Below are 26,161 nucleotides of genomic sequence, written 5' to 3' on the forward strand. Positions count from 1 at the left end.
GCGCCCCCGGGCCACCGCCCACCCCCGCACCCCCGCCCGGCGGGGGGGGCCCCCCCCCCCCCCAGGCCACCGCGGCCTACGGACCCCCCCCCGCTGGGCGCCGCCCCCCCGGAACCACGACGAGATGCTGGTAACGGACCTCCGCCGGGCGTCACCGCGCGAACTCGGGCTCCTTGTCCTCGACCGGGAGTTCCGGCTCGGCCGGGGCCGCACCCTCCACGTGCTGTGCGGGCCGCTTGGGCAGGGCGGACATCAGCAGGAAGATCACGCCCATCACACCGGCCACCCACCACAGGGCGTGCTCGAAGCCGTTCACGAAGGCGGGGCCCACCTGGGCGCGGGTCAGCCGGTCGCCGATCACACCGAAGAACACCACCGAGACCAGGCCGAGGCCGAGCGCGTTGCCCATCTGCTGCACGGTGTTGATCAGGCCGGACGCGGACCCGGCGTGCTCACGCGGCACCTCCGAGAGGACCGCGTCCGTCAGCGGGGCGACGATCAGGCCCATTCCGGCGCCCATCACGACCAGCGGGAGCGCCATCTGCCAGGAGGCGATGGCGAGGCCGTAGCGGTGGGACTCCCAGATGTAGAGGAGGACGCCCGTCGCCATCACCAGCGCGCCGGCCTGGAGCACCTTGCGGCCGAACCGCGGGACCAGCTTCTGCACCGACATCCCGGCCGCCGTGGAGACCGCGAGGGAGAACGGCACACCGGTCAGGCCTGCGTGCAGCGGGCTCCAGCCCAGACCGATCTGCATGTACAGCGTCCAGACCAGGAAGAAGATGCCGAGCGCGACACCGAAGACGGTCTGTACGGCGATACCGGCGGCGAAGCTCTTCACGCGGAACAGCGACAGCTCGATGAGCGGGGAGCCGTCCCGGGCCGCCTTGCGTCGCTCGTACGCCACCAGCGCCGCGAAGACACCGAACGCGCCGGCCATCGAGACGTACCCCCACAGCGGCCAGCCCAGCTCGCGGCCGCGGGTGAGCGGGTAGAGCAGCATCAGCAGGCCCAGGGTCACCAGGGCGACACCGACCAGGTCCAGCTTCATGGCCTTCGGCGCGCGGGACTCGGTGATGTAGCGACGGCCGAGGAGGAAGGCGGCGATGCCCACGGGCAGGTTGATCAGGAAGATCGGGCGCCACTGGAGGCCGAACAGGTTCCACTCCGTCAGCAGGGCGCCGAGCAGCGGCCCGGAGACCGCGCCGAGGCCGACTATCGCGCCGAACAGGCCGAAGACCTTGCCGCGCTCGTGGGCGGGGAAGGTGGCGTGCACGATCGACAGGACCTGCGGGACCATCATCGCCGCCATGCCGCCCTGCAGGATGCGGGAGGCGACCAGCATCTCCGGGTTCGCCGCGAAGCCGCACAGCGCGGAGGCCACGGTGAAACCGGCGATGCCGATGAGGAACAGCCGCCGGCGGCCGTGGATGTCGCCGAGACGGCCGCCCGTGATCAGCCCGGCGGCGAAGGCCAGGGCGTACCCGGCGGTGATCCACTGGATCTGGCTGAGGGACGCGCCCGCGTCCTGCTGGATCGAGGGGATCGCGATGTTGACGATCGTGACGTCGACGAGGTCCATGAAGGCCGCGGTCATCACGATCGCGAGCGCGAACCATCGGCGGCGGTCGCCGGCCGCCTGCTGAGCGGTGAGTGTCTGTTCCGTGGAGGTCATGACTTCAAGGTAGAAGGCCTCTAGGTCAGATCGTGTCCTAGATGTGCGGCATTCTCGAAAGTATGACGACGGACACTCCGGCTCGGCTCCTTCAGCTGCTCTCCCTCCTGCAGACCCCGCGCGAGTGGCCCGGCAGTGAGCTGGCCGACCGGCTCGGGGTGTCCCGCCGCACCGTGCGCCGGGACATCGACCGGCTGCGGGAACTGGGATATCCCGTACAGGCGAGCATGGGCTCCGACGGCGGATACCGGCTGGTCGCGGGCAAGGCCATGCCGCCGCTGGTACTCGACGACGAGGAGGCGGTGGCCATCGCCGTCGGGCTGCGGGCCGGGGCCGGGCACGCGGTCGAAGGGGTGGACGAGGCGTCGGTGCGGGCGCTGGCGAAGCTGGAGCAGGTGCTGCCGGCGCGACTGCGGCACCGGGTGTCGACGCTCCAGGCCGCGACGACGCAACTGACCCATGGGGACGGGGCGAGCATCGCGCCCGAGACGCTGACCGTGATGGCGTCGACGGTGGCCGGGCGGGAGCGGCTGCGGTTCGCCTACCGCGACAAGGACGGGGGCGAGTCGCGGCGGCTGACCGAGCCGTACCGGCTCGTGTCGACGGGGCAGCGCTGGTACCTCGTCGCCTACGACCTCGGGCGGGAGGACTGGCGGACGTTCCGGGTGGACCGGGTGACGGAACCGCTGGCGACCGGAGTGCGGTTCGCTCCGCGGGAGCTGCCCGCGGAGAACGCGGCGGAGTATCTGCGGCGGTCGATCCGGCCGCGGCGCCAGGAGACGTACGGGTTCGAGGTGTGGTTCGCCGGGTCGGCGGAGACGGTTTCGTCGCGGGTGCCGGCGTGGGTCGGAGTGCCGGAGGCGGAGGGCGACGGGGGCGGGTGCGTGCTGCGCGGGAGCAGCGGGGATCCCGTGGAGTGGCTGGCGGTGCGGCTGGCGATGGTGGGGTGCGAGTTCACGGTGCGGATGCCGGATGAACTGGCGCAGTGTGTGAGGGAGTTGGGGGGACGGCTGAGCCGGGCGGGAGCGAGGACGGGGACGGGGAAACCCGAGGGGAACTAGCCGGGGATGCGGCCGTACGGCTGCTGCCCCCACCCGAAGTCCCCCAGGGCGTCGAGGTTTTGCAGGGCCAGGGAGGCCGGGCCGGTGGGGCCGGTGGCCGGGGCTGTGGTGGTCGCCCAGTTCTCGACGGCCACGCGGACCGCCGCGCCGGCGACGGCCGCCGCGAAGCGGAGGCGGGGGCTGACCAGGACCTCCGGGGCCCCTAGCACCTCCCGAGCTTCCGGAGCCACCGCGGCCACCGCGACCTCCGCGACCTCCGCGACCTTCGGGGCGGCAAAATTGTCCGCCGTGCCCTCCCCCGCCGGGGCCAGCCGCTGCGCGAGGATCTCCGCGAGCGCGCTCTCCGAGGCCTGGCAGACCTCGGCCCAGACCTTCCGCAGTGCCGGGCTGGCGTCGGCCAGGCGGATCAGGGTGCGGACCCATTCCCAGGACGACGCCGAGACCGCGATGCCGGGGGTGAGGGTCCGGTCGACCGCGTGCCGCAGGGCCTCGGGGACGGTGAGGGCGGGCGGGGCCTCGCGCACCGCCTGGGTCCATCGCTCGGCGCCTGCCGCGTAGAGGGGGGCCACCGCCTCCTCCTTGGAGGCGAAGTACCGGTAGAAGGTGCGCGGCGCGATGCCCGCCGCCTGGGCGATGTCCTCGGCACGGGTGGTGCGCAGGCCCTGGCGGACGAAGAGGGCGGCCGCCGCGCGGGCGATCTCCATGCGGGTCTCCGCTTTGCGGCGCTCCGTGAGGGACGCCGGGGCGGAGGCTGAAAGTTGCTCGTGGACGGTGGTGCCGGTGGTGCGGGGGGTGCTCACCTCGGCAGGCTATGCCGGTGTGGCAGAATCTGCCATCCGGCGGGCCACCCCGGGGTTCAGGTACGGGGTGGCCCGCCACTTCAGCGTGTCCGCCGTCTTCAGCCCGTCCGTCGGCTTCAGCCTGTCCGCCGTGTTCGCGCACGCTCACGCCCCTCGGACGGCCACCCCGCAGCGCCCCTGGCAGCAGGCAAAAAGCCGGGCCCCGGCGCCTGGGGGGGGTAGGCGCCGGAGCCCGGCTCTGGAAGGTCCCGGCGCCGGGGGGGATGTGCGTCGGGACGTGGCTCATACAGATGGTGGGTCGTGCCGGCTGTTCGTCGTGCCGAGTGGTGCGTGTGGGGGGGCGGGAGTGCGGTCCCCGGGGCTCAACTCCTGGGCTCGCAAGGGTTTTTCCCTCGGGCCCCGGAGTTGAAGCGACGGTAGCGCGCCATGTTTGCGCCGTCTTCGGGCACCGGGCGTACGCGGCCGAAGCGGGCGTACGCCCCGTTACGCCGCCGCGTCGAAGCCGGTCTGGCGGGCCAGCTTCTTCAGTTCGAGCAGCGCGTGCTTCTCGATCTGGCGGATGCGCTCGCGGGTCAGGCCGTGCTCCTTGCCGACCTCGGTCAGGGTGCGCTCACGGCCGTCCTCGATGCCGTACCGCATCTTGATGATGGAGGCCGTGCGCTGGTCGAGGCGGCCGATCAGGCCGTCCAGCTCCTCGCTGCGCAGGAGGGTGAGCACCGACTGCTCGGGGGAGACCGCGGAGGTGTCCTCCAGGAGGTCGCCGAACTGCGTCTCGCCCTCGTCGTCCACCGACATGTTGAGCGAGACCGGGTCCCGGGACCAGTCGAGCACGTCGGTCACGCGCTCCGGCGTCGAGCCCAGCTCGGTGGCGATTTCCGTGGGCTCGGGGTCGCGCCCGTTCTCACGGTTGAACTCGCGCTGGACGCGCCGGATGCGGCCCAGCTCCTCCACCAGATGGACGGGGAGCCGGATCGTACGGGACTGGTCGGCGATGGAGCGGGTGATGGCCTGACGGATCCACCAGGTGGCGTACGTCGAGAACTTGAAGCCCTTGCGGTAGTCGAACTTCTCAACGGCGCGCACCAGACCGGCGTTGCCCTCCTGGATCAGGTCGAGGAGCGGCAGGCCGCTGCGCGGGTAGCGCCGGGCCACCGCCACGACCAGGCGGAGGTTGGAGCGGATGAAGACGTCCTTGGCCCGCTCGCCCGCGGCGATCAGGGCCTCCAGCTCCTCGCGGCTGGCGTCCGTCTCGCTGTCCTCGAATCCGTCGAGGACCTGCCGCGCGAACACACCCGCCTCGATGGTCTGGGACAGCTCGACCTCTTTGGCGGCGTCGAGCAGCGGCGTACGCGCGATCTCGTCGAGGTACATGCCGACCAGGTCGCGGTCGGCGATCTCGCCGCCATGGGCGCGAACACTGCTTGCCGAGTCGCCCGTCTCGCCGGTGGCGGACTGACGACGGGCGACGGCACGGGTTGCCATGCGTGCTCCCTTGCGTGGTGGGCTGGCGGGTGGTCCTGTCGGACGCTCAGCACTCCGGGGACTGTCTCTGGGACTCTCCTGGAGTGCCCTGCATCCGTGGGAAACAACGACTGGAATCCGGACAGAATTCCCAACCCGCTCCCCTATTTTTCTGATCATGCAGTACCCTGTCCGCCACACAGGGAGGCGTGATGTCGGCCGGACGTACAGAGGTGCAGGTCAGGCCGGGAGTCGAGGGGGATCTCGAAGCCCTCACAGCCCTCTACAACCACTACGTACGCGAGACGGCCATCACCTTCGACACGGCGGTCTTCACTGCGGAAAAGCGCCGCCCTTGGCTGCTCTCCCACCCGGAAGACGGCCCATACCGCCTGATGGTTGCCACGGAGGCGGACTCTCAGCAAATTCTGGGGTACGCCACATCCAGCCCTTACCGGCCGAAGCCCGCATACTCGACATCCGTGGAGACATCGGTCTACGTCGCTCCCGACGCCGGCGGCCGCGGAATCGGCACCCTTCTCTACGACGCCCTCTTCAAGATCCTGGCCGACGAGGACGTGCACCGCGCCTACGCCGGCATCGCCCAGCCCAACCAGGCCTCCGAGCGGCTGCACGCCCGTTTCGGCTTCCGGTACGTCGGCACCTACCGGGAGGTCGGGCGCAAGTTCGGCCGCTACTGGGACGTGGCCTGGTACGAGAAGGACCTGTAGGCGCACGAGAAGGACCCCCAGGCCGGCGCACGAGAAGGGCGCGCAGGTCAGCCGAACTGCACCGACCGCTTCGCCATCCCCATCCAGAACCCGTCGATCACCGACTTCTGCGCATCCAGCTCACCGCCCGCCTCGGCCGCGCCCATGGTGACGAAGAGCGGGGCGAAGTGCTCGGTGCGCGGGTGCGCGTAACGGCCGGCCGGAGCCTTGTCGAGGAAGTCCAGCAAGGCGTCCCAGTCGCGCGCCTCCAGCGCTCCCCTGCCCCAGTCGTCGAACTCGGACGACCAGGTCGGTACTCCGCGGCCCGTGTACCGCAGCGCGGCCAGGTTGTGCGTGAAGAAGCCGGAGCCGACGATCAGCACGCCCTCGTCGCGCAGCGGGGCGAGCTTGCGGCCGATGTCCATCAGACGCCGGGGGTCGAGGGTGGGCAGAGACATCTGCAGGACAGGGATGTCGGCGGCGGGGAACATCTCGACCAGGGGGACGTAGGCGCCGTGGTCGAGCCCGCGGTCGGGGATGTCCTGGACGGGGACGCCGGGGGCACGCAGCAGCTTGCGGACGGACTCGGCGAGCGCGGGCGCGCCGGGGGCGGCGTACTGGACCCGGTAGCAGTGCTCGGGGAAGCCCCAGAAGTCGTAGACGAGGGGGAGGGTCCGGACGGCGCCGAGGGCGAGCGGGGCCTCCTCCCAGTGGGCCGAGACCATCAGGATCGCCTTGGGGCGCGGCAGATCAGCGGACCAGGCGGCGAGCTGGCCGGGCCAGACCGGGTCGTCGGCGAGCGGCGGGGCGCCATGGCTGAGGTAGAGGGCGGGCATGCGCTCCTGGGCGGCGGCGGACACGACGGCGGCTCCCATTGCTTCGAATACTTCGGACACGTCCAGCGGCTTCGGATGCTTCGGGTGCTCTGGACGGCCCCGATGTTTTAACTCTCAAGCTTCACACGACAGCGTACGCCCAACTTGTTCAAGTTTCAAGGAGATGCCCCGTACAGTGGGACACATGAACACGGCAAGCGACTCCGCGGACCGGCACCGCTGGCTCACCGACGAGGAGCAGCGCGTCTGGCGCTCCTACCTGCACGCCACCACCCTCTTGGAGGACCATCTCGACCGGCAGCTGCAGCGCGACGCGGGCATGCCCCACATCTACTACGGACTGCTCGTCGGCCTCGCCGAGGCGCCGCGCCGCCGGCTGCGGATGACGGAGCTGGCGATGAGGTCGAAGATCACCCGTTCCCGGCTGTCGCACGCGATCGCACGCCTGGAGAAGAACGGCTGGGTCCGCCGCGAGGACTGTCCCTCCGACAAGCGCGGCCAGTTCGCCGTGCTCACCGACGAGGGCGCCGACGTGCTGCGGCGCACCGCGCCCGGCCACGTGGCCGCCGTACGGCAGGCGCTGTTCGAGCGGCTGACCCCGGAACAGCAGAAGGCCCTCGGCGAGATCATGGAGATCGTCGCCGAGGGCCTCCAGCCCAACGAAGCGGGTGCCGACCTGCCCTGGCTGCGCTAGGGCCTCTCGTTCCTGCGGTCCAGCGCCTCACTGCCCCAGTGGCGCACCGCCTCGGTGCCTCAGTGGGCGACCACCGGCACCGGGACCTCGTCCTCGACACCGTCACCGGAGGCCACGGGAGTGGAGTCCTGACGGCCGGCGTTGACGAAGGTCACGACGATCACCGCGGCGAGCACCAGCATGCCGACGGCGAACCAGATGGCGTTGGTGTAGCCGTGCACCATGCCCTGCAGCTGGACCAGGCCGCGCTGCTGCTTGGTGGTGGCGGCGGCGATGTGGTCCTTGACGTACGCGGTCGTCGCGGAGGCGGCGATCGTGTTCAGCAGGGCGGTGCCGATCGCGCCGCCCACCTGCTGGGAGGTGTTGACCATCGCGGAGGCGACACCGGCGTCCCGGGGCTCGACCCCCAGGGTCGCCAGGGACATGGCCGGCATGAACGCCGTACCCATGCCGAGGCCGAGCAGCAGCATCGACGGCAGGATGGTCGAGGCGTACGACGACCCGATCTCCAGCTGCGTCAGCAGGAACATGCCGGACGCGGCGACCAGGAAGCCGGGGCCCATCAGCAGCCGGGCCGGGACCCGGGTCATCAGACGGGTACCGATCTGGGTCGAGCCGACCATCATGCCGAAGATCATCGGCAGGAACGCGAAGCCGGTCTTGATCGGCGAGTAGCCCTTCACGACCTGCAGGTAGTAGGTCAGGAAGAGGAAGGTGCCGAACATCGCGATGATCGCGATGCCGAGGGAGAGGTAGATGCCACCGCGGTTGCGGTCGGTGACCACACGCAGGGGCAGCAGCGGCGCCTTGACCCGGGTCTCGGTGAAGACGAAGGCCAGCAGGAGGACCGCCGCCGCGACGAACAGGGAGACGGTCACCGTGTCGCCCCAGCCGTCGGACTCGGCGCGGGTGAAGCCGTAGACCAGCGAGACCAGGCCCAGGGTGGACAGGACGACTCCGGGGAGGTCGAGCGGGGAGCGGTTGCGGCCGCCCTCCGGCTCACGGATGACGAAGTAGGCACCGGCGGCCGCGACGATCGCGAACGGGATGTTCACGAAGAACGTCCAGCGCCAGTCCAGGTACTCGGTCAGCACACCGCCGAGGATGAAGCCGACGGCGCCACCGCCACCGGCGATCGCACCGTAGATGCCGAACGCCTTGGCGCGCTCCTTGGCGTCCGTGAACATCACGGCGAGCAGGGAGAGCGCGGCGGGCGCGAGCATGGCACCGAAGACACCCTGCAGGGCGCGGGCGCCGAACATCATGGCACCGCTCGTGGCCGCGCCGCCGAGCGCGGAGGCCGCCGCGAAGCCGGTCAGGCCGATGACGAAGGCGCGCTTGCGGCCCCACAGGTCGGCGACCCGGCCGCCGAAGAGCAGCAGCCCACCGAAGGCGAGGGCGTAGGCCGTGACGACCCACTGCCGGTTGCCGTCGGATATGCCGAGGTCCGTCTGGGCGGAGGGCAGGGCGATGTTCACGATGGTGGCGTCGAGGACGACCATCAGCTGGGCGAGCGCGATGAAGACGAGCGCTTTCCAGCGGTTGGCGTCGCCGCTGGACGCGGCTACGCGGGGAGCCTTGAGGGCTGGTTCGGACATGGGGGTACCCACTTCGGGACTTCGTGACGGAAAAAGAGCAGGTCGTGACGGTCGTTGGGTGGCGTGCGTGTCGTGTGGACCGATGTGCCGCACGGAACTAATCGGTCGCGGTCGAGTCGTTCGAGGTCGAGTCGTTCGAGGTCGAGGTCGAGGTCGAGTCGGTCGAGGTCTAGTCGGTCGAGGTCGAGGTCGAGTCGGTCGAGGTCGAGTCGGTCGAGGTAGGGATCACGATTGCGCCCGCGATGAGGTGGTGCCGGCGAGGGCGGGCGCGATCGGGGAAGCGGTCAGTTCTGACGCAGCTCCTCCATGGTGACGGCCTTGCCGGGCAGGGCGGAGCGGGCCGGGGCCCGCAGTCCGTCCAGGAAGAGCTGCAGATGACGGTGGACGAAGCGGTCGCTGAACAGGCAGTCCGTACCAGCCGGGGGCCGGCTGAGCTGGGCCACGACGACCAGCAGGTCGCCGACTCCCACATCGGCCCGGAGCTGCCCCGCCGTCTTGGCGCGGCTCATGATCTCGTCGACGAGCCGCTCGATCCGTCCCCGAGCCGCTTCCAGGTCGGGGTGGTGCTGGTCGAAGGTGCTGGAGACCATCGGGCACAGCGCGCTGATCCGCTCGTCGGCGGCGGCGTGCACGAAACGCTCCAGAGCGGCGAACGCGTCCCCGGTCTCCGCGAGGGCCCGCTCGGCCGCCTCGGCCGTACGGCCCATCACGGAGCAGACGACCTCGCGGACGAGGGCGTCACGATCGGGGAAGTTGCGGTACACCGTGGCGTTGCCGACGCCGGCCCGGCGGGCGATCTCGTCGAGCGGCACATCGGGGCCGTGCTCTACGAACATCTCCCGGGCGGCGGTGACGATCCGCTCCCGGTTGCGCAGAGCGTCGGCGCGGGGCCGGGCCACCTTGCGCACGGGGGTCGCGGTCTGCACGGCGTACTCCTTGGGTCGATCGGTCGTGGAGATTGATGACGGTGGTGAGGGCGATCCGGGGAAGCAGTCCCCGTTTCGCTCGGACACAGGTCTAAACGGGGAGAGGTTCCCCGGTTATTTCCCGCCACCGGAAGAAACTCATGTGAGCTGGGCCACATTCCCTCACTGGGCGCCACACCCCTCGGACGAGGTCCGGCTCAAACGGATCCCACCGGGTGTTTCACACCTGCTCGCGCCGGATTCCCACGATCGGTCTCCCCCAGCGCGCGCCCTGTGCCGCGGCGACACAGGGTGAGCGCAAGGGTGCAGCCGGACACCGGGGCGGCGTCGTCGCCGACGGCGGCTGCCGTGGAGCGGAAGGTCCATGCATGCAGCCGCAGAAGCCCCGCCGCCGCATACACCCGCGCCGTACCCACCGGTGCCGCATACGCGGACGCCGTATCCGCCCGTGCCGCATATGCCGGCGCCGTGTGGCCGCTCTCGCCGCGGTGACCCTTCTGACCCTCGCGGTCAGCACCTCGGCCGGGACAGGGCATCTGACGGCGCCCACCACCGCCGGGCCGATCGGCCTGGGCCGCTCCTCCGCCCTCCTGCCCTGCATGATCCACGGCGGCGCGGACGTACAGATGACGGAAGGGGTGCCCACCCCGGCCGGCTACTCCCGCTCCACCGGCACGGTCCACGCCCTGACCCTGATGATCGACTTCTCCGACGCGCCCGGAAAGGGCAACGCGCTCGACCGCTTCCACGAGTTCTTCCCGCAGACCCAGGAGTGGTTCAGCAGAGCGTCGTACGGCCGCCTCGACTACCACCCCGAGGCCCCCATCCCCACCTGGCTGCGCATGCCCAAACCGTTCAAGGCGTACGGCATAGAGCGCGGCGCCCCCTTCGACCCCGGCTACCGGCAGCTGGTGCAGGACATCGTGGCCGCCGCCGATCCCGACGTGGACTTCCGCTCGTACGACCTGCTGAACGTGCTGATCACCCCGAACGCCGGCCCCTCCGCCCTGGACACGGTGCTGTCCGTGACCTTCGCCGGCAACTCCGACGCCCCGGTCGCCGACGGGGTCCCCGTCGCCAACGCGTCCTTCGTCTACTCCCGCCAGGACGACGGCTCCGGTTCCTACTCCCGCACCGGCTACCGGGTGCTGCCGCACGAGAACGGCCACACCTTCGGGCTGCCCGACCTGTACACCCAGGAGGGCGGGGGCGCCGTCGGGCACTGGGACATCATGAGCGAGGACTGGGGGGCCGACAACGACCTGCTCGGCTGGCACAAGTGGAAGCTGGGCTGGCTGGACGGCTCCCAGGTCGGTTGCGCGGCGGCCAAGGGCAGCGCCGAGTACACACTGACGCCGCTGTACAAGAAGGGCGGCGGAAAGCTGATCCTCATCCCCGTCGACGCGCGCACCACGTACGCGATGGAGCTGCGTACGCAAGGGGGCAACGACGAGGCGGTGTGCAAGCCGGGCATCCTCATCTACAAGGTCGACGCCACGGTGGACACCGGCCGCGGCCCGGTCACGGTCTTCGACGCCCACCGGGGCAGCGGCGGCTGCACCCGCAGCCCCAACGTCCACACGGAACTCTCCGACGCCCCCTTCGGCCCCGGCGAACGCTTCAAGGACCCCCGTCACGGAATCACGGTCGAGGTGGTGGGGGTGGGTGCCGACGGGGAGTACAAGGTGCGCGTGACGCGGCGGTAGAGAGCGATAGAAGGGGTGGCCGACGGGCAGGGGAGGCCGACGGGCAGGGGAGGCCGACGGGCAGGGGCGGGGAGCGGGAGGTGGGGGTTGAATCCCGACGGCGGACGGCAAGAGGCGGGGCTCAAGACCGACAGCGGGAAGGCGAGAGACGGCGCTGAAGGTCACGGCACCCTGCGGAAGAAGGCCCTGAAGGCCACGGCCACGGCCACGGCACGCAGCGAAGAGGGCGTTGAAGGCCAGGGCACGCAGCGAAGAGGGCGTTGAAGGCCAGGGCACGCAGCGAAGACGGCGTTGAAGGCCACGACACGCAGCGGAAGAAGACGCTGAAAGCCACGGCACACAGTCAGAGGCGACGCTGAAGACCACCGCAGGCAGTCAGAGGCGACGCTGATGGTGAGGCCGGGCGGGTTTACCGTAGGCCTGCCCGAACGCCGTACCGGAGAGCCGATGCCCGCGAAGACCGCACTGCACGACGTGGCCGGTGGGCCGCCGGCCGAGGCGGTCGCGCCGCTGATCCGCGGGATCGCGGTGCTGCGGCGGCTGACCGAGGCGGGCGGCACACTGAGCCCCGGCGCACTGGAGCGGGCCACCGGGCTCGCTCGTTCCACGGTCGACCGGATCATCGCAACCCTCGCCCGCATGGGATACGTCCGTCCCGACGGCCGGGACGTCGTCCTCACCCCCCACGTGATGCAGCTCGGCAACTCCTACCTGGCCGCCCTGCGCCTGCCCGCGCTGCTGGACGCGCGCGCCGACGCGCTCGCCGACGAACTGGACGAGTCGGTGTCGCTCGCGGTCGCCGATCTGGACGGCATCCGCTTCATCCACCAGGCCACCCGCCGCCGCGCGATGTCAGTGAGCTTCCGTATCGGCGACCTGCTCCCGGCCGAACGCACCGCGCCCGGCCCGCTGTTCGCGGCCACTTGGACCGAGGCGGACTGGCAGCGGTGGCGCTCCCGGCGGACGGAGGATCCCGAGGACGCCGCTTTCCCAGCCGTACCACCTCCACCGTCGGCCACCGCGGACGACTTCGAGGAGCGGGCGGAGCGGGCCCGGCGGGACGGCTGGGCGCTGGACGACCAGCTGATCGAACCGGGGCTGGTCGCGGTGTCCGCACCGGTACGGGAACCGGGCACCGGCCGCACATCCTGCGTGGCGAGCGTGGTGAGCCACACCAGCAGGCACTCGGCGGCCGAACTGCGTGCCGTGCTGCTCCCCCGGCTGCGTACGGCGGTGGCGGCGATGGAGGCCGACCTGCGCGAGGCCGCGCCGCCGCGGCCCGGCCCGCCGCCCTCGGGCCTGGCGACCTGGACGACGGCGTCCAAGCACGAGCTGGGCCGGGAGTTCGTCGAGTCCCTGGCCCGGGGCCTGACCGTGCTGACCGCGTTCGGCGAGGGCCGCTCGGCGCTGACCCTGACCGAGGTGGCCCGGGCGACCGGCCTGGCCCGCGCGACGGCCCGCCGGGCTCTGATCACCTACGAGTACCTCGGCCTGGTGGCCCCGGCCGCCGACCGCGCCTTCACGCTGACGCCCCGCGTCCTGGACCTGGGCTTCCCTCCCCTGTCCCGCACCACGCTGTCCCGCCTCGCCGAGCCCCACCTCAGAGACCTCGCCAGCCGGCTGCACGAGCCGACGGCACTGGCGATCCTGGCGCCGGGCACCGGAGCGGCCCCGGACGCGGAGATCCAGTACACGGCAGGGGCCGGCGCGAGCCGCGTCCTGACCGTGGACATCACGGTGGGCGCGCGGCTGCCCGCGGCTTCGACGTCCCTGGGCCGCGTCCTCCTCGCGGACAGCTCCGGGCCCCTGCCCCACGCCCTCGCCGCGGTCCGCGCCCAGGGCTACGCCCTGGTCGACCAGGAGCTGGAGTCGGGGCTGCGATCGATCGCCGTTCCGGTACGGGACCGGGCGGGCCGGGCGGTCGCGGCCCTGAACGTGGCGACCCACCCGGCCCGCCGCACCCTCGAGGACTGCGTCCACGACCTCCTCCCCGCCCTGCGCACCACCGCCGACCGCCTCCAGACGGACCTCCACACGGCATCCCGCTTCACCCCCGTCCCACCGACCTGACGCATGCACCTTCCCCGGCATGGCCGGACTTTCACGCGCCCGGCACTTGATCCGGTACCCTGTGGACCGAGTGCCGGGCCTTCGTAGCTCAGGGGATAGAGCACCGCTCTCCTAAAGCGGGTGTCGCAGGTTCGAATCCTGCCGGGGGCACACGATGAAGGGCACCTACAGATCGCTGTAGGTGCCCTTTTGCATCCAGGTCTGACAACCGGCTCACCCGGTGGATGTGACACGTATGCCAGGGGCCAAGCGGGTGCTGACCCGGGCCTGGCCGCCTCGCCAACGCCGTGGAGGTACTGGCCACCCTCGCCCCGGCCCTGGCCTCCAGGCCGCGAAGGCTGCTTCCGCCAAACGTCCCGGAATCACGGCGACGCCCTGCCGCCGATCGACCGGATCGCCGCGGGTCCCCCGAACAGAGGCCCCCCGTCGTTACTGAACCCATTGGACCGTTCGAAGGAGCTGAGACAGCGAGACAGCCAAGAGTGTCACGGACCGTCAGCTGCTCTTTTCCCTGCTCTCGGCATGATTCCAAGCCGGGACAGGGCCGGCACCCCTACTCCTCTCCAGCATCAATGGCCGATACAAGGGAGAGTTACGGACATATCTGCGCTTTGTAACGCGAATCGTTTCCTCGGTCTGGTGTCGTCGTGGAGGGCCACAGTGTGGGACCTCGGCACCGAGCCGGGAATTTCGGATAGCACGCCCAGCCCCGACCAGGGTCGGTGTGCACGAACGTGAGGTGACAGATTCATGCCTGTTTCTCGTACGACGGTCCGCCTGATCGCCACCTGGGTGGCTTCGGGCGCACTCGTCGGCGCGGCCGCCATGCCAGCTCTGGCCGCCGGGGCCGGCCCTGACCGCGACAACGGGAGGGGTTACCCGCACAGCCACAGGAGCGACCACGACGGCCGCTTCGGCGACCGCGACCGGGGCTGGGACCGCGACCGGCGCGGGCACCACGGCTGGGACCGCGACCGGGGCTGGGACCGCGACCGGCGCGGGCACCACGGCTGGGACCGCGACCGGGGCTGGGACCGCGACCGCGACCGCTACCTCGGCCACCGCTAGCCCGCCTTGGAGGCTGTGCTGTGACGCGGAGGCCCACACCCTCTGCCACGCGTCGTCACAGCCGGCATGCCCACCACACCCAGCCGGAGGGCCGAAGACCGTTCTCCTTTCGGTCTTCGGCCCTCCGGCCACGTGCCGCATCGTGCGGTTGTTGCCCGGGTACCGCACCGCCAACGTTCAGTAGCGGCCGGCCTTCAGAGAAGCAGCGCGACGATATGGCCGTCAGCGACCGATCCGCGTAGAGCTGTAGAGCTACGGATCCGAAGGCTTCTGGCATCCACGGCTGACATCAACGAGGCCGGAGGGAGGCGTAGACCAGCGCCTCTGTCCGGCTGTCGCACCAGTCGACGGCAGCGGCGGGAGCGGCCGGAGCGGCCCCGGATCGGACTCCTCAAAACGGGTGTCGCAGGTTCGAATCCTGCCGGAGGCGCAGGGAAACAGCAGGCCAGGAGCCCTTCCGTCCAGCGGACGGGAGGGCTCCTGCGCTTGCAGCACACATATGGCTATGGCACGCATGCCGTGCGCGCGGATGGTGGGGAGCTGTGCAGGGTGCCCGTCAAGGATGAGCCGGCCGGCGCGGTACGAGAAGCTGGTCGAGCGTCTTGAGCCGGTGATGCGGGCCGCCCTCAAGCCCGACCTCGGTCCTGGTGCCCCCGCGATCCGTCGCATGCCGCCAGATCCCCGGCCCGGCGATGGGTATTCCGAAGGGACACCCGGCCTGGCTAGGTGGGGGGCGTGGTGGCGATGGGCGCGTGGTCGGCCAGGAGTGGCCCCAGGACGACGAGGGCGCCGAGGATGACGTCCTCGTAGAGGTAGAACCCTGCTTCCAGGGACGGCAGTTCGCCATCGCCGCCCTCGACATCCGCGCCCGGAGCCGCGGCCTGTCCGGTGTCGTCGTCGATCTCGTCCTGGGGAGCAGGCGTGCCGAGCAGGTCCGTGAGGTCCTTCGCGGCGCCCTGGAAGGCGGCGCGCGCGGTGGTGGCCAGCAGGCGTAGAGGCAGGTCGAGGGCGGCGGCGGTGCGCTGGCCGGGGATCAGTTTCGTCGCGGCGGGGGCCTCCGCCGTGGTGGCGGCGAGCCACTGCACGGGCAGGGTGCAGGCGGAGACGATCTGCTCGACGGGCTCCAGGGGCGGGGGGTCACCGTCAATCATGAGGTCCTCCCACTCCATGAGGTCGAAGAGGAACTGGCCACCCTTGTAGAGGGGCCAGGGCCGGACCGTGTCGAGCAGGAGGCGGGCGCGGTCGGGCTCGCGCAGACGCAGCGCCACGCCGTGCCTGGCAAGGGTGCACAGGCGCTGGCGCAGGCGGCTGTTGACCTGGCCGAGGAAGGCGAACGCCCGGTGGTCGGTCGGGGTCAGCGGGCCGGTGGCGTGGGCGTCGGCCGGCGGGGGTGTGGTCGTGGTGGTGGTCACAGTGGCCTTGAGGTGACGTAGTGGGCGATCTGCCGCAGGACGGCTTTGCCTTCGTTTTCGGGGATGACGCTGAGGTCTTCTTCGAAGCGTGTGATGCCTTCGGCGGCGAGCCGGTCGGCGAGGTCGGTGGCGTACTCGATGGAGCCGTGCCGCCGCATCGCGGCGAGGAGTTCCTCGGCGTGCTGCTGGGTCTTGTCGACGCGGCGTCGGCGCAGGACGTCGAAGAGGCGGGGGCGTTCGTGGGTGTATGCGGTGCGGAAGAGGTGGATCAGCATCACCGTGCGCTTGCCTTCGAGCAGGTCCCCGAGGGGCTCCTTGCCGTAGAGGGCCTCCTCACCGACCAGGTTGAGGATGTCGTCCTGGATCTGGAAGGCGATGCCGATCAGGCGGAACGCCTCGTCGAACCGGCCCAGGACGGCCGGGTCGGTCACGCCGGCGCAGACGGCGCCGATGCGGCACGGGCTGATGCAGGTGTACCAGCCGGTTTTCTTGGTGCTCATGGTGAAGTAGGCGTCGTCCGCCTCGGGGACGACGTCGTGGCGGATCCAGCCCAGTTCCATGGCCTGGCCCTCGATGGACTCCCGGCACATGTGCAGCGTCTCGCGGATGAGGCCGAGGGTGCGGGCCAGGCCGAGTGTCTCCAGGTTGGACAGGACTGCGTCGACGGCGAGCAGGTTCAGCCCGTCGCCGACGTTCACCGCCAGGCCCAGACCGTGTTCCTCGTGCATCGTGGGCAGACCGCGGCGGTGGGTGGACTCGTCGGCGATGTCGTCGTGGACGAGGAAGCCGTTGTGGAACAGCTCCAGCGCGGCGGCGGCGCGTACGGCGTCGTCGGGTCGTCCGCCGAAGGCGGCACAGGCCGCGATGGTGAGGGTGGGTCGCAGGCCCTTGCCCTGCCGCGAGGGGTAGGAGCGCATGAGGTCATACAGCTCGGCGCGCGGCTCGCGGTCCGGCATCAGCCGGTCGATCTCCTCGTTGGTGCGGGCCCGGCAGCGGCGCATGGTCTCCATCAGGTCCGCGTCGCGGACGGCGTCTTCCAGCGACCAGCTGGTGCTGGTGTATCCGTCCCACAGCAGGCGCGGGGCGCTGATGGTGGTGTCGCCGATCAGTGGGGGTGGTGCGGGCGCGTCCTCGGGAGAGCGCCGGGCGAGGAAGTCCAGCGCGGTCCAGTCGACCGGCGCGCCGACCTGCGCCTGTTCGGCCGGTGCCGCGCTGCCCCACAGCTGGGGTGCCTGTTCACGGTAGGCGCCCCAGAGTTCCTGCATGCTGCGCAGGCCCGCCGCGCGCTGGGACATCAGCATGAAGGCGCGCCACACGGCCAGGGTGTCCTCCTGGGAGCCACGGACGTCGAGGCTGTCGGGGAGTACCTGGTCGACGGGTGGGCGCTGGAGGTCGAACAGCAGGTTCATGGCCCGGTCGTCGAAGGCGACCTCGACGTCGGGGTCCGGGCAGCGCTCCTGGTGTACGACGATTCGGCTGTGCCGCGCCGTGAGCGTGGCCTGGCTGCCGTCGTTGAAGTGCAGGCCGAGCCGGATGTCGCGCAGTTGGTCGGCGGCGGCGGCGAGGATGGCCGGTGCCCGGTCGGACAGTGCGGTGACGGTCTCGTCCAGCAGCCGGGCGCCCGTGAACTCGGGCGCGGGCATGGTCTCAGTCATGGGCACCACCGGTCAGTCGTGGGTACTGCCGGTCAGTCATGGGCACCCCCGGCGAACTCCACGATGCCCTCGGTGCGAAAGGCGATGGGACGTCCGCCGACCCGGCCCTCCACCGTGCACGGGCCGAGGGTCTCGTGGACACTGAAGGGGTGCAGGCTCGTCTCGGACGGGTTGACGATGCGGCCCGCCGTGTACGAACGGAAGTCGAGGACGAGCCGGTCGTCGCCGAGCCGGGCGGTGATCAGCAGCCGGCCGGGTACCGCGGCCATCGGCGGGGTGCCCAGCATGTCCGCCAGCGGCGGCACCATCGCCACCCGGTCGCGGTCCAGGCTGCCGCTGACCGCGACCCGCAGGTTACGGCGCGGGAAGTGGCGCACCATGCGCCCGTCGCGCCACAGCATCACCGATCCGTTGGCCGCGTCCGCCGGACGCGTGGGCTGGATCAGGGTGAAGACCACCGCCGAGGGCGGAGCTGCACCGGCGGGGCCGGAGGGGTCGTTGACGAAGCCGAACACCCAGCCGCCCAGCGTGGGCCAGGACCACCGGCCACGCACCCGTTCGTGGTAGCCGAGCAGGTCCGTCATGGTGACCGTGCCGTCGCGATGCCGCAGGGTTCCCTCGCCCAGGACACCGGGCTCCGACTGCCACCGCAGGTACTCGTCCTCGCCGAAGGGCGCGCACTGCGAAGTGCACGGCCTGCTGGTCCGGGTCAGCCGGACATCGGCCGCCGGTGCCGCCGGCCGGGCCGCCACCCGGAACGCGCCGGACTCACCGCGGGGGTGCGGTAACCGGAAGGCGGACCAGGGCAGTTCGGGCTGTTCGGCGTTGAACTGCGTCGCACTCCAGCCGTGCCCCTCCTCGTAGACGAGGAGGATCGCCATGTGCTGTCCCTCGGCCGCCGTGCCGGTGCCGCTGCGCCGCCCGGTGACCGGAGCGCCCGGATCCGCGAAGACCGCGCCGGTGGAGGACCCCAGGACGGACAGGTTGGCGATCAGGGCCTGTCGGCCGCACCGGGACAGGAAGGCGTAGTGCAGCCATTTGCGATCGAGGGGATGGGTGAGCGGGGCATTCGGGAAGGGTCCCGGAGGCCCGAGGCTCGGCAGTGTCGAGGTGAGCACGTTCCGAAAGCTAACTCAACGTTCGCTCAATGTCACATTGAGTAATGACAGGGAGGGTGACCTGGGAGCACAGAAACGTTTACTTCCCCATGTGGAGTTTGAGAACGCAAAGAACCGTCCATGGCAGGCGGTACGCCACAGACGGCTCAGGGTTTGCGCCGGCTCGCGCACCGGCTCTCGCCGGTCCTCTTCGCCAGTCCTCGTCGTCAGTGCTCGCAGTCAGTCCTCTTCGTCAGTCCTCGTCACCAGTCCTCGTCACCAGTCCTCGTAGCCAGTCCTCGTCGTCAGTCCTCGTCGTCGCCGAGAACGCTCGCTTTCAGGCGTACCTCCGGCTGTCCCGCGATCAGCGCTCGTCCGTCGGTGTACCGGCCCGGCGCCGCATCGGGCCGGGCCCGCACGCCGAGGGTGTACACCAGAGCCGCCGCGGGATTGCCGCGAGTGTTCAGACTCGGCTCGTCCGTGACGGACATCGACCTGCCCTTCTCGCGCACTGTTGCCGTCGGCTCCGGTGCGGCCACCACGGAGCCGTCCACGCGGTAGTACGCGCACGTCGCCCGGCCGTCGAAAACAAAACCTGTCGGAGCGGTGAAGCCGTGCTCCACGCGCCCGGGGGCCCAGGCATCGGTGGACGAGACCCGCACATGGAGCAACTCACTCCCGCCGCACGAGATTTCCACTCCGCCTTCCTGGCGTACCAGCAACCGCGCGGCCGTCGCGGCAGACTCCTTTCCGCCCCGAGCACTGTCGGCTTCGCGGTCCGGTTCGGGTTTCCCTTCCGGCTCGGGCTTCGGCTTCTCTTCCGGTTCGGGTTTCGGCTTCTCTTCCGGTTCGGGCTTCGGCTTCTCTTCCGGTTCGGGTTTCCCTTCCGGCTCGGGTTTCGGCTTTGGTTTCCCTTCCGCCTCCTGCTTCTTGTCCGGCTTCTCATCCGGCTCGGGTTTCGGCTTCGGCTCCCCTTCTGCCTCCGGTCTCGGCTCCGGCTTCTCGTCCGGTGCCGGTTCGACGACTTGGACGGGAGCGGTGGGGAGTGGCAGGGCCACGATGCGGTGGTGGAAATTGTCCGCGACGAGCAGCCGACCGGCCGGGTCCACGGCCAGACCGCAGGGATAGGCGAGCGAGGCGCCGATGACGGTATCCGCCGCGTCGCCGCCCTGAGCCGCCTCACCAGCCGTTGGATCCGGTCCCGCGACGACGCGAGCCGCTCCGTCGGCCAGCCTCCACACGCGGTGGCCGTTCATGTCGGCGACGTAGACGGCACCCTGGGCGTCGATCGCCGCGGCGCACGGGGCGCTCCAGTCGACCGCCGCGCTGCCAACGCTCCCTTCCGGCGGTCCCGCCAGCACCCGAAGCGTTCCGTCCGGGTCCAGCAGCAGCACCCGGCGGCCCACCGGGTCGGCGATGTACAGCCGCCCCGATGCGTCGACCACCAGAGCTGCGGGCAAGAACGCCTCGCCGGCGTCGGCCGCACCGGAGCCCGCGGCCCCTCCCGATACCGCGACGACCGTGCTGATGATTCCGTCGCCGCCGACCCTGCGCACCCGGGGCGTGCCTGCTTCCCCGACATACAGTGATCCCGCGCCGTCCACGGCCAGGGCACACGGGGAATCGAGCCGGGCACGGTCGGCGGGGCCTCCGTCGCCGTCACCACCGCGGGAGCCGTCTCCCACAACGGTGTCGATGACGCCCGAGGGGTCGATCCGGCGGATGCGGTGGTTCATCTCGTCGGCGACGAACACGCCCCCGTCCGCGCCGACCGCGAGGGCCGACGGGAAACCGAGGCGGGCTCGTACCGCATCCGCGCCGTCCCCGGCGAAGCCCCGCAGCCCGTCCCCGGCGACCGTCGTCAGCACACCGGCGCCGTCGATCCGGCGGACCCGGTGGTTGGCGTGGTCGGCGATGAACACAGCCCCCTGCCCCACGGCCACATCCGCGGGGAAGGCCAACTGCGCCTCCGTCGCCGATGCCCCGTCTCCGGAGAATCCGGCGGTGCCGTTTCCCGCCACGGTGACGAGCGGGGCCTGTCGGTCGGGGGTGACCGCCTTCCGTGTCCGGGCCGCAGCCTTCGCCATCACGCCATCACCGCCCGGCACCGTCGCGGTGGCAGTGGCGCCCGAACGGCGTCTCTCACGCTCCGTGGCTTCGTCACCCGCATGTCCGTCTCCCTTCCGGGCCGTCACTGACAGCCCCCTGCATACCGGCCGGGCCGACCCCCGCAGGAGCAGCGCACCGAGCACTCCACCCACATGAGGGAGGAGCCGCTGTCGATGACGGACGGCGGCAGGCGGAAGGGGGGAGGCGCCCTCGTGTGCCGACGGCTTCAGGGGGAGCGCGGGGTTACTGCGCTCCGCAACCGTGCGCCCCCGCGTGCCTCAGCTCCACTCGAACAAGTGGCACATAATCGATCTTGTATTCCAAATGGGGTATCAGCGGCATAGCACCCTCACGTGCCGGGCTAACGATGAACGTGGGATGGCGGCCCGGTGCATGCCGTTTGCTGCGCGGCGCCCGGACGATGCCGCCGACGGCGCCCTGTGCCCGTCTCCCCGGCACCGCTCATGGCGCCTCTGTGCTCCGTTTCCCCCGCGGCATGCGGTGCCAGGCCCTGTCCGGCGCCCGCGTGCCGGGGTGATCCGCGCAGGGCCGTCCCCGCTCTGCGCACGCTTCGATCACAGCCCAGGAGGACTCGGAGATGGCCACTGAAGTGCAGTCCGCGAAGAAGGAAGCCTACAAACGGGGGGAGGATCAGGGGCGGGCCGACGCGCTCGCCGGACGCCCCCACGCCGACCCGCCGCGCGACGGCACACGCGGCGAGAAGGACCACTACGCGAACGGCTACGACTGGGGTTACGAACAGGGCCGTGCGCAGAAGCTGGACCTCGTGGTCTGGCAGGAAGGCGGCGTCGAGGACGCCCCCGGCGGCCTCGGCACCACCATCAACATCTGCGTCCGTACACCGAACTGGACCGAGACCGTCGACGCCGGTGAGCGAGAGCACGTCTTCACCGCACCCACCGGATTCCGCTGGAACGGCATGGTGGGCGCCCAGTACAAGCGCATGGACCAGACCACGGGAGGCGGCCTGCCGCCCGTCCAGGCCAAGGTCAGCGACGACGGGCGCACTCTGACCTTCACCTATCACGTGCACCTGAACACGAACGGCCAGGACAAGGACTGCATCGTCTACATCTGCGGTCTCAAGGCCGCCGACGGTGCCAAGCCCGGCCGCTTCACCGACGGCACCGCCCAGATCGGCACCGCGCCCGCGGCCAAGCTCAAGGCCGAGGTCGTCGAGGACGAGGACTGAGAGAGCAGGAGTCACACACCATGACCACCGTCGTCACCTCCGGCGTCTTCCCCTCCACCACCCCGGCCGTCTCCCCGATCAACGGGCTGGGCACCGCGGACGTCAGGTGGGGCAGCAGCGGCTCCCAGAGCGGGTACCAGTTCCGCGGCTCGGCCGCGGACGTCCAGCTCGACGGCACCGAGTTCGTCGTCGGTACCTTCGTGCACCGCAATCTGCCCACCAGCGTCAGTCCGGACCGGTTCAACGTCATGCTCGCCATCAACGTCATGTTCGAGGACGGCAGCACGACCGATCTGAACTTCGCCTTCCATCACTACGAGACACCCAACACCACCGGGAGCAGTCCCGTGGACGACGATCTGGTCGACCTTCAGGAGTTCATCCACCCTCAGCCGGTCACGATCGACGGCAAGCAGTACAGGGCAGTCCTGAGCGGGTTCAAGCAAAACGGCCAGATCGTCCGGCAGTTCCGCAGCCCCGAGGGCGGAGTCAACTTCGCCGAGGTCGTCTGCATGTTCACCTTCGACGAGCCGGACGTGATCATCTCCGGCCTGCGCTACCTGGGCAACGGCACGGGCCAGCCCGACGAATACATCGAGATCTTCAACCAGGGCGGCGCGCCCCAGGACCTGACCGGCTGGGTCCTGGAGAGCAAGCCCACCGGGCACGCCTACACCTTCCCTCCAGGGACAGTCATCCAGCCCGGCCAGCGTTACCGGGTCTACACGGACGAGGTCCACCAGGAGTTCGGCGGATTCTCCTTCGGCTCCTCCGAGGAGGTCTGGCGCGACCAGGGCGGCATCGGCCGCCTGGTCCACGACGGCTTCGTCGTGGACCAGTACCCCTACCTGGACAGGGGCTTCAACAGGACCGGCGCGCCGTAGCAACGCCCAACGGCCTCTCCGCGACTGGTGCGACCGGCTTCGGCCCCACCAGTCGCCAGGCACGTCAGCAAAGACGGCCTTCAGGTTCACCTACGCCCCCACGTCTGCACCGACGAAGAAGGCCGCGGCGTCCTCGTCTGCATCTGCGGCATCAAAGCCGCCGACGGTGCCCGGCCCGGCCGCTACACCAACGGCACCGCCCAGATCGGCACCGCGCCCCCGGCCAAGCTCCCGGGTGAAGTCCTCGACCCCGGCGAAGAGGACTGAGCGACCACCCAGACCCGCGCTGCGCGATACCTCTCACGCGCCGGCGCGTTCGCAGAAAGGAAGTCCGCATGGCCACCCAGACCCAGTCGCCCGTCAAGCAGGGTGACGAAAAGAAGCTCTACATCTTCCAGCAGGGCATCCCCGAGGATGCCCCGGGTGGAGTCCCGACCCAGCTCGCCTTCGGCATCGTCAGCACCATCCCGACCCCGGTGAACCCCGGCGACATCACCTTCACCCTCAAGGCCCCCACGGGCTTCGCATTCACCGGCTGGCTCTCCTGGGCCTACCACGACGTCAACACGATGCAGGCAAAGAGCAACATGAACACCACCCAGGGCACCCTCTCCGACGGCGGACGCACCCTGGCTTTCACCCAGAACCCCTACTTCTCCGACAACACCGAGGCGCTGGGCTACTCGGCCCAGATCTCCGCGGTCAACGGAGCAACACCCGGCCGCTACACCGACGGACAGCTCACGGTCGGCAGCGCCAATCCGGTCAGGCTCAAGGCCCGGGTCCTCGACCCCAACGAGGACTGACCGGCCTCCCTGGACCAGGCGGTCATGCCCCACGGCCTCCGTGCCGGACCGGGTCGAACCGCCGGCTGATCGCCTCGCGGAGGGGCTGCGACCAGCAGTCCCTCCGCGCGTGGGAAGCACAGCGCAGCACCTGGGCGACATTTCCGCAGGTCACAACCCGTCCAGGGAAAACACCCACAGCAGGTGTCGCAGGGTCGAGTCCTGCCGGGGGCACAAGGGAAAGGACCACCTACAGATCTTGGTGGGTGGCCTTTGACATCCACTTCTGACATCAACGCGGGCGGTCACCCGCGGTCGGGGCGCCTCTTCCTGAGCAGCCGGTCCATGTGGCGCATGGCCTCGCGCCGGGTGTCCCGCACGACGTGCGTGCAGACATCCGTGGTGATGCTGATCCGAGAGTGGCCGAGGATCTCCGTCACGACGCGGGGCGCGACCCCGGCCGCCGTGAGGAGGGCGGCGGTGCCGTGCCGGGCGTCGTGCAGCCGGATCACCCGGAGGCCGGCGGACGGGGCGACGCGGGTGAAGGAGCAGTGGACGTTCCGGGGTGGGGTCGCCGTCGTAGAGGACTCCACGGCGACGCCTCTCAGCCGCAGGGAGTGATGAGCTCCCAGTCCTTTGCGTGGTCACCGGTCAGCAGGTACTCGCTCAGATGCATGTCCGTGTCCTCGAGGAGGTCGTCCTCCAGGTCCCAGACGGACTCGCACTCGGGGCAGAGGAAGAACCTCTGCCCCGTGTCCTTACGCTCGTAACGGCGAACCCAGTCCTGGCCGCAGTGCGCACAGGCGACCTTGTCCATCAGCTCCAGCTCCCAGGGAAGGCCGTGATCACTTCGTTGCCGTGTTCGACGGTGATCGAAACCCATTCCTCTCCAGGGTTGTAACCCACCTGCCGGCCCATCGGGATGATGTAGGTCGTACGAGCGCCCTGCCGGTTGACCGACGCCGCCATCGCGCAGCGGCTCCATGCCTCGTCGCCCGTCTCCAGCACGCCCTGGTTGCCCGTGTCGAAAACTCCGTGAGCGGGCTTCGCGGGGTTCTCCCGGGTGTGCTGCATGACGTGCGTGATGCGGTGGCCCTCGGCCGAACCCGGACCGTAGTCCGATACTTCGGGCGAGCGGTACCAGGCGCCAACGGCCCGGCCACCGTCGTGTGCCGCCTCGTCGGCATCCTGACGGTCATCCCGCGGCGGCCGGGCCACCCCGGTCTCCGACAGCGTTCCACAGCTGAAGGGCCGACCGGCACCTCAGTCGTTGAGCAGCCGCCACATGGTGAGGGCGAGCTCGGCCCGTGTCAGGCCGGTGGGCTCGGTGAGTTCGATGTCCAGGGCCCTTCCGATCTGTTCCAGCCGGCGGGCGACGCTGCTGTGGTGCAGGTGGAGAAGGTCGGCGGCCCGGCGCAGGGAGCCGGTGGCGCAGTAGGCGTCCAGGGTCTCCAGATCTTCCGGGTTGCCGGCGACACGGGCGATCGCGGTCACGTCGGCGTTGTCCCGTGCCGCGTCCGGAGGCACCTGGGCGAGCAACGCCAACGCCCCCAGGCTGTCGTAGTGGACGACGGGCCTGCGGGGAGTGGTGAAACGCAGGGCGGTGCGGGCCTGCTCCCAGGACCGGTCGGGGCTCTCGGCCGCGCCGATGCCCGCTCGTACGCCTGCCGGGAACCGTGCCCCGTCCACGGTGGTGGCCAGGAGCACGCCTGCGCCGGCGAGCGGTGCCGCCTTCACCGGGCGGGCCGGGCAGATCAGGCCACCGATCCGGTCGAGCGGAAGCTGCGACCGTACGGCGACGACACGGACGGGCAGGTCGGCGGCGAAGCCGAGGAGCCGTAACGCCCGGGCTCTGGCCGCATCGTCGCTGTCGGCGCTGACCACCAGCTCGACGAGGGCGGGGTCGGCCATGGTGGTACGGGCCGGACCGTACCTCTCGACGACCGCCGCGGCGGCGATGGCGAGCCGGTCCAGCAGCACTTCGTCGAGCGGTACGGGCGGACCGGGCCGTTCCAGCCACACCGCGCCGATCTCCTCCCCGTCGAGAGTGATCGGCGTCTTGCTGGACGCGGGTGCTGGAGGGACGGACGCTTCCCTGCCCTCCGACGCTTCCCTGCCCTCCGACGCTCGCCTGCCGTCGGACGCTCGCCTGCCGTCGGACGCTTGCCTGCCGTCCGGCGAGACGCGGATCGCCCGCCCCGTGCTGTACAGCCGAATCCCGGCCACACACTCGGCCAGGCCCGCCGAAGCCCGCGCGAGCGCCGGGAGATCCACCCGTCGGCGCATCAGCGTGTCGTAGAACATGACGACGCGGATCGCGCCTTCGGCTTGGGAATCCAGGTGCGACAGCCGTGCGGCCAGTGCCTCCATGACAGGAGGATACGGCTCCATGGCGGGGAGG

The 26,161-nt window shown here is 70.6% G+C and carries 23 protein-coding genes, 1 tRNA gene and 1 pseudogene; 11 read left to right on the plus strand and 14 right to left on the minus strand.

What is annotated here, in order from left to right; all coding sequences use genetic code 11:
- Positions 1-151 precede the first annotated feature (151 nt).
- A complete protein-coding gene (locus AB0H32_RS24960; protein ID WP_361124453.1) occupies positions 152-1,675 on the minus strand; it encodes an MFS transporter in 1,524 nt (507 codons plus the stop codon).
- A 62-nt stretch (positions 1,676-1,737) separates the two neighbouring features.
- Between AB0H32_RS24960 and AB0H32_RS24965 the strand changes: the two genes are divergently transcribed.
- Positions 1,738-2,736: a YafY family protein gene (locus AB0H32_RS24965; protein ID WP_361124455.1), complete on the plus strand. Its 999-nt coding sequence runs from the start codon at positions 1,738-1,740 to the stop codon at positions 2,734-2,736.
- Here the strand turns inward: AB0H32_RS24965 and AB0H32_RS24970 are convergent.
- The gene (locus AB0H32_RS24970) at positions 2,733-3,440 is read right to left on the minus strand and encodes a TetR family transcriptional regulator (RefSeq protein WP_361124514.1); all 708 of its coding nucleotides are present in this window, start codon (positions 3,438-3,440) and stop codon (positions 2,733-2,735) included. The genes AB0H32_RS24965 and AB0H32_RS24970 overlap by 4 nt on opposite strands.
- A gap of 579 nt (positions 3,441-4,019) precedes the next feature.
- Positions 4,020-5,018 (minus strand): sigma-70 family RNA polymerase sigma factor, encoded by a 999-nt coding sequence (locus tag AB0H32_RS24975; RefSeq protein ID WP_361124457.1) that lies wholly within the window; start codon positions 5,016-5,018, stop codon positions 4,020-4,022.
- Positions 5,019-5,209: 191 nt separating this feature from the next.
- Here AB0H32_RS24975 and AB0H32_RS24980 point away from each other — a divergent pair, with 191 nt between their 5' ends.
- Complete coding sequence (locus AB0H32_RS24980) at positions 5,210-5,728, plus strand: N-acetyltransferase family protein (RefSeq protein ID WP_361124459.1); 519 nt, start codon at positions 5,210-5,212, stop codon at positions 5,726-5,728.
- Positions 5,729-5,775: 47 nt separating this feature from the next.
- Here AB0H32_RS24980 and AB0H32_RS24985 read toward each other — a convergent pair whose 3' ends face one another.
- Positions 5,776-6,567: a class III extradiol ring-cleavage dioxygenase gene (locus AB0H32_RS24985; protein WP_361124516.1), complete on the minus strand. Its 792-nt coding sequence runs from the start codon at positions 6,565-6,567 to the stop codon at positions 5,776-5,778.
- Positions 6,568-6,727: 160 nt separating this feature from the next.
- Here AB0H32_RS24985 and AB0H32_RS24990 point away from each other — a divergent pair, with 160 nt between their 5' ends.
- Positions 6,728-7,237 (plus strand): MarR family transcriptional regulator, encoded by a 510-nt coding sequence (locus AB0H32_RS24990; RefSeq protein WP_361124461.1) that lies wholly within the window; start codon positions 6,728-6,730, stop codon positions 7,235-7,237.
- Between the two features lie 59 nt (positions 7,238-7,296).
- On the opposite strand, the gene AB0H32_RS24995 is transcribed toward AB0H32_RS24990, so the two are convergent.
- Both AB0H32_RS24995 and AB0H32_RS25000 read right to left on the minus strand, forming a co-directional pair.
- A complete protein-coding gene (locus AB0H32_RS24995) occupies positions 7,297-8,835 on the minus strand; it encodes an MFS transporter (RefSeq protein WP_361124463.1) in 1,539 nt (512 codons plus the stop codon).
- Between the two features lie 284 nt (positions 8,836-9,119).
- Positions 9,120-9,761, minus strand: a complete 642-nt coding sequence (locus tag AB0H32_RS25000; RefSeq protein WP_361124465.1) for a helix-turn-helix domain-containing protein — start codon at positions 9,759-9,761, stop codon at positions 9,120-9,122.
- Positions 9,762-10,231: 470 nt separating this feature from the next.
- On the opposite strand from AB0H32_RS25000, the gene AB0H32_RS25005 reads away from it, so the two are divergent.
- From AB0H32_RS25005 to AB0H32_RS25020, 4 genes are all read left to right on the plus strand, one after another.
- Complete coding sequence (locus AB0H32_RS25005) at positions 10,232-11,467, plus strand: M6 family metalloprotease domain-containing protein (RefSeq protein ID WP_361124466.1); 1,236 nt, start codon at positions 10,232-10,234, stop codon at positions 11,465-11,467.
- A 447-nt stretch (positions 11,468-11,914) separates the two neighbouring features.
- Positions 11,915-13,537, plus strand: a complete 1,623-nt coding sequence (locus tag AB0H32_RS25010; RefSeq protein WP_361124468.1) for an IclR family transcriptional regulator C-terminal domain-containing protein — start codon at positions 11,915-11,917, stop codon at positions 13,535-13,537.
- 77 nt (positions 13,538-13,614) lie between these two features.
- Positions 13,615-13,687: transfer RNA gene (locus AB0H32_RS25015), tRNA-Arg, on the plus strand.
- Positions 13,688-14,287: 600 nt separating this feature from the next.
- Positions 14,288-14,605 (plus strand): hypothetical protein, encoded by a 318-nt coding sequence (locus AB0H32_RS25020; protein WP_361124470.1) that lies wholly within the window; start codon positions 14,288-14,290, stop codon positions 14,603-14,605.
- Between the two features lie 722 nt (positions 14,606-15,327).
- On the opposite strand, the gene AB0H32_RS25025 is transcribed toward AB0H32_RS25020, so the two are convergent.
- The 4 genes from AB0H32_RS25025 to AB0H32_RS25040 all read right to left on the minus strand — a co-directional run bounded on the left by AB0H32_RS25025 (position 15,328) and on the right by AB0H32_RS25040 (position 20,856).
- On the minus strand, positions 15,328-16,017 hold the full coding sequence (locus tag AB0H32_RS25025; protein WP_361124472.1) for a hypothetical protein: 690 nt from the start codon (positions 16,015-16,017) through the stop codon (positions 15,328-15,330).
- Positions 16,014-17,672 (minus strand): polyprenyl synthetase family protein, encoded by a 1,659-nt coding sequence (locus AB0H32_RS25030; RefSeq protein WP_361124474.1) that lies wholly within the window; start codon positions 17,670-17,672, stop codon positions 16,014-16,016. Before AB0H32_RS25030 ends, AB0H32_RS25025 begins: the two co-directional genes overlap by 4 nt.
- Before the next feature lie 32 nt (positions 17,673-17,704).
- A complete protein-coding gene (locus AB0H32_RS25035) occupies positions 17,705-18,790 on the minus strand; it encodes a hypothetical protein (protein ID WP_361124475.1) in 1,086 nt (361 codons plus the stop codon).
- A 284-nt stretch (positions 18,791-19,074) separates the two neighbouring features.
- Positions 19,075-20,856 carry a serine/threonine protein kinase gene (locus tag AB0H32_RS25040; RefSeq protein WP_361124477.1) on the minus strand — a complete coding sequence of 594 codons (1,782 nt, stop codon included), beginning with the start codon at positions 20,854-20,856 and terminating at the stop codon, positions 19,075-19,077.
- Positions 20,857-21,476: 620 nt separating this feature from the next.
- Between AB0H32_RS25040 and AB0H32_RS25045 the strand changes: the two genes are divergently transcribed.
- The 4 genes from AB0H32_RS25045 to AB0H32_RS25060 all read left to right on the plus strand — a co-directional run bounded on the left by AB0H32_RS25045 (position 21,477) and on the right by AB0H32_RS25060 (position 23,781).
- On the plus strand, positions 21,477-22,091 hold the full coding sequence (locus AB0H32_RS25045) for a hypothetical protein (protein ID WP_361124479.1): 615 nt from the start codon (positions 21,477-21,479) through the stop codon (positions 22,089-22,091).
- A 20-nt stretch (positions 22,092-22,111) separates the two neighbouring features.
- Positions 22,112-22,975: a lamin tail domain-containing protein gene (locus AB0H32_RS25050; RefSeq protein ID WP_361124481.1), complete on the plus strand. Its 864-nt coding sequence runs from the start codon at positions 22,112-22,114 to the stop codon at positions 22,973-22,975.
- Positions 22,976-23,002: 27 nt separating this feature from the next.
- Positions 23,003-23,242: a hypothetical protein gene (locus tag AB0H32_RS25055; protein ID WP_361124483.1), complete on the plus strand. Its 240-nt coding sequence runs from the start codon at positions 23,003-23,005 to the stop codon at positions 23,240-23,242.
- 68 nt (positions 23,243-23,310) lie between these two features.
- Positions 23,311-23,781, plus strand: coding sequence for a hypothetical protein (locus AB0H32_RS25060; RefSeq protein WP_361124484.1), 471 nt, complete (start codon positions 23,311-23,313; stop codon positions 23,779-23,781).
- Positions 23,782-24,065: 284 nt separating this feature from the next.
- Here the strand turns inward: AB0H32_RS25060 and AB0H32_RS25065 are convergent.
- The 4 genes and pseudogenes from AB0H32_RS25065 to AB0H32_RS25080 form a co-directional block, all read right to left on the minus strand.
- A pseudogene (locus tag AB0H32_RS25065) lies at positions 24,066-24,326 on the minus strand (tyrosine-type recombinase/integrase); the annotation flags it as partial.
- 38 nt (positions 24,327-24,364) lie between these two features.
- On the minus strand, positions 24,365-24,577 hold the full coding sequence (locus AB0H32_RS25070; RefSeq protein WP_361124485.1) for a hypothetical protein: 213 nt from the start codon (positions 24,575-24,577) through the stop codon (positions 24,365-24,367).
- The gene (locus AB0H32_RS25075) at positions 24,577-24,834 is read right to left on the minus strand and encodes a hypothetical protein (protein WP_361124487.1); all 258 of its coding nucleotides are present in this window, start codon (positions 24,832-24,834) and stop codon (positions 24,577-24,579) included. Before AB0H32_RS25075 ends, AB0H32_RS25070 begins: the two co-directional genes overlap by 1 nt.
- A 189-nt stretch (positions 24,835-25,023) precedes the next feature.
- Positions 25,024-26,130, minus strand: a complete 1,107-nt coding sequence (locus AB0H32_RS25080) for a helix-turn-helix domain-containing protein (RefSeq protein WP_361124489.1) — start codon at positions 26,128-26,130, stop codon at positions 25,024-25,026.
- Positions 26,131-26,161 lie beyond the last annotated feature (31 nt).

The sequence above is a fragment of the Streptomyces sp. NPDC020362 genome (assembly GCF_040642095.1).
Lineage (GTDB): Bacteria > Actinomycetota > Actinomycetes > Streptomycetales > Streptomycetaceae > Streptomyces.

What these genes read in the sequence shown, in the direction of transcription:
- AB0H32_RS24960 (WP_361124453.1), bottom strand. Translation starts at nt 1,675, where the DNA reads ATGACCTCCACGGAACAGACACTCACCGCTCAGCAGGCGGCCGGCGAC.
- AB0H32_RS24965 (WP_361124455.1), top strand. Translation starts at nt 1,738, where the DNA reads ATGACGACGGACACTCCGGCTCGGCTCCTTCAGCTGCTCTCCCTCCTG.
- AB0H32_RS24970 (WP_361124514.1), bottom strand. Translation starts at nt 3,440, where the DNA reads ATGGAGATCGCCCGCGCGGCGGCCGCCCTCTTCGTCCGCCAGGGCCTG.
- AB0H32_RS24975 (WP_361124457.1), bottom strand. Translation starts at nt 5,018, where the DNA reads ATGGCAACCCGTGCCGTCGCCCGTCGTCAGTCCGCCACCGGCGAGACG.
- AB0H32_RS24980 (WP_361124459.1), top strand. Translation starts at nt 5,210, where the DNA reads ATGTCGGCCGGACGTACAGAGGTGCAGGTCAGGCCGGGAGTCGAGGGG.
- AB0H32_RS24990 (WP_361124461.1), top strand. Translation starts at nt 6,728, where the DNA reads ATGAACACGGCAAGCGACTCCGCGGACCGGCACCGCTGGCTCACCGAC.
- AB0H32_RS24995 (WP_361124463.1), bottom strand. Translation starts at nt 8,835, where the DNA reads ATGTCCGAACCAGCCCTCAAGGCTCCCCGCGTAGCCGCGTCCAGCGGC.
- AB0H32_RS25010 (WP_361124468.1), top strand. Translation starts at nt 11,915, where the DNA reads ATGCCCGCGAAGACCGCACTGCACGACGTGGCCGGTGGGCCGCCGGCC.
- AB0H32_RS25020 (WP_361124470.1), top strand. Translation starts at nt 14,288, where the DNA reads ATGCCTGTTTCTCGTACGACGGTCCGCCTGATCGCCACCTGGGTGGCT.
- AB0H32_RS25030 (WP_361124474.1), bottom strand. Translation starts at nt 17,672, where the DNA reads ATGACTGAGACCATGCCCGCGCCCGAGTTCACGGGCGCCCGGCTGCTG.
- AB0H32_RS25040 (WP_361124477.1), bottom strand. Translation starts at nt 20,856, where the DNA reads ATGGCGAAGGCTGCGGCCCGGACACGGAAGGCGGTCACCCCCGACCGA.
- AB0H32_RS25045 (WP_361124479.1), top strand. Translation starts at nt 21,477, where the DNA reads ATGGCCACTGAAGTGCAGTCCGCGAAGAAGGAAGCCTACAAACGGGGG.
- AB0H32_RS25050 (WP_361124481.1), top strand. Translation starts at nt 22,112, where the DNA reads ATGACCACCGTCGTCACCTCCGGCGTCTTCCCCTCCACCACCCCGGCC.
- AB0H32_RS25060 (WP_361124484.1), top strand. Translation starts at nt 23,311, where the DNA reads ATGGCCACCCAGACCCAGTCGCCCGTCAAGCAGGGTGACGAAAAGAAG.
- AB0H32_RS25070 (WP_361124485.1), bottom strand. Translation starts at nt 24,577, where the DNA reads ATGGACAAGGTCGCCTGTGCGCACTGCGGCCAGGACTGGGTTCGCCGT.
- AB0H32_RS25075 (WP_361124487.1), bottom strand. Translation starts at nt 24,834, where the DNA reads ATGCAGCACACCCGGGAGAACCCCGCGAAGCCCGCTCACGGAGTTTTC.
- AB0H32_RS25080 (WP_361124489.1), bottom strand. Translation starts at nt 26,130, where the DNA reads ATGGAGGCACTGGCCGCACGGCTGTCGCACCTGGATTCCCAAGCCGAA.